This window comes from Spirillospora sp. NPDC049652, from assembly GCF_040675125.1.
Classification (GTDB): domain Bacteria; phylum Actinomycetota; class Actinomycetes; order Streptosporangiales; family Streptosporangiaceae; genus Spirillospora.
On record NZ_JBFAOF010000440.1, the window covers coordinates 1 to 5,650 of the forward strand.

Below are 5,650 nucleotides of genomic sequence, written 5' to 3' on the forward strand. Positions count from 1 at the left end.
GGACGGCCGAACGCGTCGCGATCGTCCCGCTGCTCGCGCTGGCCCTGGTCGTCGGTATCGCCCCGCGCTTCCTGCTGGACCTGGTCGAGCCCGTGTCGTCCGCCGTGATCACGCTGGTCGCCCGGTGAACCCGATGATGCGGGAGAACCCGGCCGACCTGCTGCCGGAGCTCTGCACGCTGCTCGGGGCCGTCCTCGGCCTGCTGACCGGCATGTTCGTCCCGCGGCGACGGCAGTGGGCCGCCGTCGCGGTCTGCGCGGCGGGCGTCCTCGCGGGCCTGGCCGCCGCCGTGGCCGCCGTGGACGGCCCGCGGCTGATGACGTTCGACGCGTTCATGCTCGACCCGGTCACGCACGTCACGCGGGTGACCGTCCTCGGCTCGACGCTGCTGGTCATGGCCCTCGCCTACGCGCCGCTGCGCGGGCACCGCCGGGAGACCGAGTTCCACGTCCTGACGGTGCTCACGGCCCTCGGCACCATCGCCCTCGGCGCGACGTCCGACCTGCTGGTGCTGGTCGCGGCCTACCTGCTGGCCAGCATCCCCGCCTACGCGCTCGCCGGGTTCGCCAAGGACGCCAGGGGCACCGAGGCGGCGCTGAAGTACTACCTCATGGGCGCGCTGTTCGGGCTGCTCATGCTCACCGGCGTGACCCTGCTCTACGGCCTGGGGCGCAGCACCTCGTACGAGGCGCTCGCGCGGGGCCTCCCGTCCAGCCCGGCCGTGACCGTGGGAGTCGTGCTGCTGGTCGCGGGGCTGCTGTTCAAGGCGGGCGGGGTGCCCGCGCACTTCTGGGTCCCGGACGTGGTGGAGGGCTCGTCCCCGGTGGTGGCCACGCTGGTCACCACCGTCCCCAAGATCGGGGCCTTCGCCGCCCTGTTCCGGCTGGGCGCCGAGGTCATGCCGCACTCCTGGGCCCTGACCGTCGCGCTGCTCGCGGCGGTGACGATGACGCTGGGCAACCTCGCCGCCTTCGCCCAGGACAACGTGCGCCGCCTGCTCGCCTACTCGACCGTCAGCCAGGCGGGCTACCTGCTCGTCCCGGTCGCCATGGCCGGACGCACCGACCTCGCCGAACCCGCCCTGCTCTACTACATCGCCGCCTACGCCGTGACGAACCTGGGCGCGTTCGCGGTGGTCGTCGCCGTCGGACGGGACCGCCTCGGCGACTACCGGGGCCTGGCGCGCCGCTCGCCCCTGCTGGCGCTGTCGCTGGTCATCTGCCTGCTCGGACTGATCGGCACGCCGCCCACGGCCGTCTTCGTCGGGAAGGTCCTCATGCTGGGGGCCGCGCTGCACGGCCACTACGCCTGGCTCGCGGTGGTCGCCGCCGTCAACACCGTCGCCAGCGTCTTCTACTACCTCCGCTGGGTCGTCCCCGCGTACCGGACGGCGGACGGCGAGCCTCCGGCCCCGTCCCGTCCGGCGGCGGCGGTCGCCTACGCGGCCACCGCGCTGACCCTCGTCCTGGGCATCGGCAGCGGCATCGTCCTCTCCCTCGGCTGACCGGGGCGGGCGGGGAATTGATCTTCGTGGTCGCGGCTCCGTACGCTGCCGCAATGACGAACGACGAGAACCTCCCGACGCTCGAACTCGCCTTCCCCGGCCCGGAGCGCGACAGCGGTGTCGCGGCGATCAGGGAAGGCCGGAAGACCGCGTTGACCGGACTCCTGGAGATCTACGAGCATGCCGGGGAGGCCGTGCCGGAGGCCGGGCAGCGGTTCGCCGTGCTCGACTCGGACGGGAACACGGCCCTGGTGATCGAGCTCGTCGAGGTCCGGACCGTCCCCATGCGGGAGATCGACGACGACTTCGCGCACGCCGAGGGGCGCGGCTACGCCGACGCGGCCGAGTGGCGGAAGGCCCACGAGGAGTTCTTCCAGAGCGAGGGCGTGGCCGAGTTCCTCGGCCGCACGCCGGACATCGGCGACGACACCCTCGTGGTCGCCGAACGCTTCAAGGTGGTCCAGCCCTAGCTTCCTGACCGTCCGTCTCCACAGCGGCCGCAACGCGAACAGTCCGCGTTGCGGCCGCTGCCGCTTTTCCGCCTCTATTGCTGTTCGCCGATTGTGTCCGTTCGTGCCGCTGTTCGCGCGGTATCCGAGCGGCTGGCCGACACAGGACGTAACGCTCGCCGTCCGGCCGGGCGGACGGTGCCGGTTCACCGCGCGAATGCGCCGGATAGGCCCGTGGTGATGCCTTGAGGCGCGGGCCGCGGCGTGCTCCCATGGCTGGCCGTCCCGCCATAGAGCCCCTTCTTGACTCAAGTCTTTACTGTCGGTGTCGATATGGACACACGTGGTTATGGCGCGTTCTGATGGAGCTTCTCACGCCGGATCAGGAGAGGAGGTGAGCAGGCATGAGCACGACTTACGAGCCACCGATGTTCGTGGTGATCGGCGACCTCCGGGACGTCACACTCGGGGACCGCACCTGGGGATTCGACCGCATCAACCAGTGCGCTTGGCTGGGCTGCTAGCGAGTCGCCGTGACCCTTTGCGACGCCTGTCGCGACGGGGGCCGTGCCGGTCGTCCCGACCGGCACGGCCGGTGCTCTTCGCGACTGGGTGACGCGGGACCCGTGGCCGGTTCCGGATTTCCGAATGGTTCGGATGTGTTGACTCGGCGCTGCTCGACCTTCAGGAGGGCTGATGCGGTTTTACGTTTTCCCCGACAATCCGGCGGGTGCCGCGCTGGCGGCCTCATTGCGTGCCCGGTGGACGGACTCGCGTGTTCTCCCGCACGATTCCGGACGGCCCTGGATTACGGGCTGGTGGCGGGATGAGGAAGTCTGCTGGGCGGCGGCGGGGACACGGCGGATAGCGCTGCTCGGGCGGGTCCGGGTCAGTGTGCCGTGGCTGACCGAGTACCTCCTCGGGCAGCGCGTCAACGGTGCTTTGGCGGATGTGCGCCGGGAGGTTCCGGGCAGCTTCCACACGGTCGCGGCGATGGACGGCGTCGTGTTCGTCCAGGGGGATCTGGCGACGGTGCGTGAGGTCTTCCACGGCCAGGTGCGCGGGGTGACGGTCGCGGCGGACCGTCCCGACGGGCTCGCCGAGTTGACCGACGCCGGGATCAGCGAGGAGGCGCTGGCCGTCAGGCTGCTCGCGCCCACCGTCCCGTGGCCGCTGAACGAGGAGTGCCTGTGGGAGGGGATCCAGGCGCTTCCCGTGGGGGGCCATCTGCGGATCGGCATCGACGGCCGCGGGCGCGTGCGTCCCGGCGGCCCGCTGCCGGTGCCGGAGGCGCCGCTCGCCGAAGGGGCCCAGCGGGTGCGGCGGGCCCTGACCGAGGCGGTGCGGGTCCGGACGGATGGCCAGGCGCTGCTGAGCGCGGACCTGTCCGGGGGGATGGACTCCACCAGCGTGTGCTTCCTGGCCGCGGGCAAGGTGGAACGGCTGCTGACGGTCATGTGCGAGTCCAGCGACCAGGGCAGCGACGACGGCAGGTGGGCCGCTCTGGCCGCCGCGAGCCTGCCCGGCGCCGAGCACGTCCGCAACCGGGTGGACGACTGCCCGCGCACCTTCGCCGGGCTGCTGGACACCGACACCGACCTCGAAGCGCCCTTTCCCTCCATCCACGCCCGTGCGATGACGCTGGACCAGGCCCGCCGGCTCGCCGCCGCCGGCTCGTCCCGGCACCTGACCGGGCACGGCGGCGATGAGCTGTTCCATGTCACGCCCGCCTACCTCCACGACATGCTGCGCCGGCATCCGCTGCGGACGGTCAGGCAGGTACGCGCCGGCCGGGCGGTGAGCCGCTGGAAGACGCGCCCCACGCTCGCCGCGCTGCTGGACCGCACACCCTTCGCCGACTGGCTGGGGCACGAGGTCGGCCGGAACCTGCGGAACCCGATCCGGGGAGTCAACGCCGCCCCCCTGTCCGGGTGGGGCCCGGCCTACCGGATGCCCGGATGGGCGACCCCGGAGGCCGTGCACTCGGTGCGCCGGAGCCTGCGCGAAACGGCCCGGGACTGCGCGCCCCTCTCGCCGCTGCGCGGACAGCACCTCACCATGCAGCAGATCCGCCTGGGCGGCGAACTGGTGCGCCGGATCGACCGCCTGTCGGCGCGCCACGGCGTCGCGGTGGAAGCGCCCTTCCTGGACGAGCAGGTGGTCCGGGCGGCGCTCAGCCTCGACTACGCCGAGTGCCTGCGGGCCGACCGGTACAAACCCGCGCTGGTCGAGGCGATGCGCGGCATCGTCCCGGACGGCAGCCTCGGTAGGCGCTCCAAGGCCGAGTTCAGTGCCGACATCTACCTCGGCCTCCGGGAACACCGCCGTGACCTGCTGGAACTGTGCGACGGCATGCGGCTGGCCTCGCTCGGGCTGGTCGACCCGGCGGCGCTGCGCGCGACGCTGGTGAACCTTCCGCCCTCCTCGCTGGAGCTGGTGCCCCTGCTCGGGACCCTGGCGTGCGAGGTGTGGCTGCGCTCGGTCGGCGCGACGCGTCCGCGGTCCCGCGCGGCGCGGGAGGCGGCCGGGTCCCGTTCCGCGATGGAGGTCGGCCGATGAGACTGTCCCCTGACGTGGTCGTCACCGACACCGGTACCGACCTGGTGCTGCTGGACGAGCGGACCGGGAACTACTTCTCGCTCAACGGGACCGCCCGGTCCGTCCTGCTCGCCCTCGCCGACGGCTCCACCCCCGCGGACGCGGTGGAGATCCTCACCCGGCGGCACCCCGAGTCCGCCGACCGGATCGCGGCGGACGTGCCCGCGCTGGTCGAGGCGCTGCTCCGAGAGAAGGTGCTGCTCCCATGACGATGCCCGTGGCGCTGGAACCGCGCCCCGACGTGTCCCGGCGGCGTCGTGCGGCGGCCCTCGCGGCCGTGGCGGCGGCGGCGCTGCTGGAGCGGCTGCCGCCGGGGCGGCTGCGGCGCGTCCTGCGGCTGGTCCGCCGGGGCGCGCGGCCCGCCACCGCGGCCCAGGCGCTCGCCGCGCGGCAGGCGGTCGTCGCGGTCAGCGTCCGGTGCGCCGGGCAGGGCTGCCTGCGGCGCTCGGTGGCCGTCGCGCTGCTGTGCCGGATGAGCGGGTCGTGGCCGGACTGGTGCACCGGGATCCGCCTCGAACCGTTCCGCGCGCACGCGTGGGTCGAGGCGGACGGGACGGCGGTCGGCGAGCCGGGCGACATGAGCCTGTTCCTCAAGACCATGTCGGTGCCCGCGCGGCGCACCGGCCACGACGGGAAGGAGCGGTGACGTTGCCGGAGACGACGCTGCCGGAGATCGTGGCGGCGGCCCTCCAGGGGCTGGTGGCCGGGATCTTCGCCCTCGCCGCGTTCAGCAAGCTGCGCGGACGGGAGGAGTTCGGCCGGTTCGTCACCACCGTCCGCAAGCTGACGATGCTGTCCGGCCGGGCGCCCACCCTGCTCGCCGGCGCGTTCGCGGTCGTCGAGGCCGTGACCGCCGCGCTGATCGCCGTCCCGGCCACCGCCCGCGCGGGCCTGTGGGCGGCCGCCGCGCTGCTCGTCCTGTTCGTCGGGGTGGTGTTCCGGGCCGTCCGCGGCGGGGTCTTCGCCGAATGCGGGTGCTTCGGGAACCGCAGCGCGATCATGAGTTACCCGGTGCTCCTGCGCAACCTGCTGCTGCTGGGGTTCGCGCTGGCCGGGTTGGTGGAGATCGCGTTCTCGCAGAGCATCCGGCCGACCGAGA

At 73.0% G+C, this 5,650-nt stretch carries 7 protein-coding genes; all 7 read left to right on the top strand.

All coding sequences use genetic code 11. The features are described 5' to 3' along the window. Nucleotides 1-133: 133 nt before the first annotated feature. Nucleotides 134-1,504: an NADH-quinone oxidoreductase subunit N gene (locus AB0J52_RS24550; protein ID WP_500184492.1), complete on the top strand. Its 1,371-nt coding sequence runs from the start codon at nt 134-136 to the stop codon at nt 1,502-1,504. A gap of 53 nt (nt 1,505-1,557) precedes the next feature. Continuing rightward, nucleotides 1,558-1,974: an ASCH domain-containing protein gene (locus AB0J52_RS24555; protein ID WP_500184479.1), complete on the top strand. Its 417-nt coding sequence runs from the start codon at nt 1,558-1,560 to the stop codon at nt 1,972-1,974. A gap of 383 nt (nt 1,975-2,357) precedes the next feature. Next, on the top strand, nt 2,358-2,477 hold the full coding sequence (locus AB0J52_RS24560; protein WP_500184481.1) for a lasso RiPP family leader peptide-containing protein: 120 nt from the start codon (nt 2,358-2,360) through the stop codon (nt 2,475-2,477). 370 nt (nt 2,478-2,847) lie between these two features. Beyond that, on the top strand, nt 2,848-4,512 hold the full coding sequence (locus tag AB0J52_RS24565; RefSeq protein WP_500184484.1) for an asparagine synthase-related protein: 1,665 nt from the start codon (nt 2,848-2,850) through the stop codon (nt 4,510-4,512). Further along, nucleotides 4,509-4,760: a lasso peptide biosynthesis PqqD family chaperone gene (locus tag AB0J52_RS24570; protein WP_500184487.1), complete on the top strand. Its 252-nt coding sequence runs from the start codon at nt 4,509-4,511 to the stop codon at nt 4,758-4,760. The genes AB0J52_RS24565 and AB0J52_RS24570 overlap by 4 nt, the downstream gene beginning before the upstream one ends. Beyond that, nucleotides 4,757-5,197, top strand: coding sequence for a lasso peptide biosynthesis B2 protein (locus tag AB0J52_RS24575; RefSeq protein WP_500184489.1), 441 nt, complete (start codon nt 4,757-4,759; stop codon nt 5,195-5,197). The genes AB0J52_RS24570 and AB0J52_RS24575 overlap by 4 nt, the downstream gene beginning before the upstream one ends. Then, the coding region (locus AB0J52_RS24580; RefSeq protein ID WP_500184490.1) for a MauE/DoxX family redox-associated membrane protein at nt 5,194-5,650 on the top strand (457 nt) is incomplete at its 3' end. The genes AB0J52_RS24575 and AB0J52_RS24580, both read left to right, overlap by 4 nt.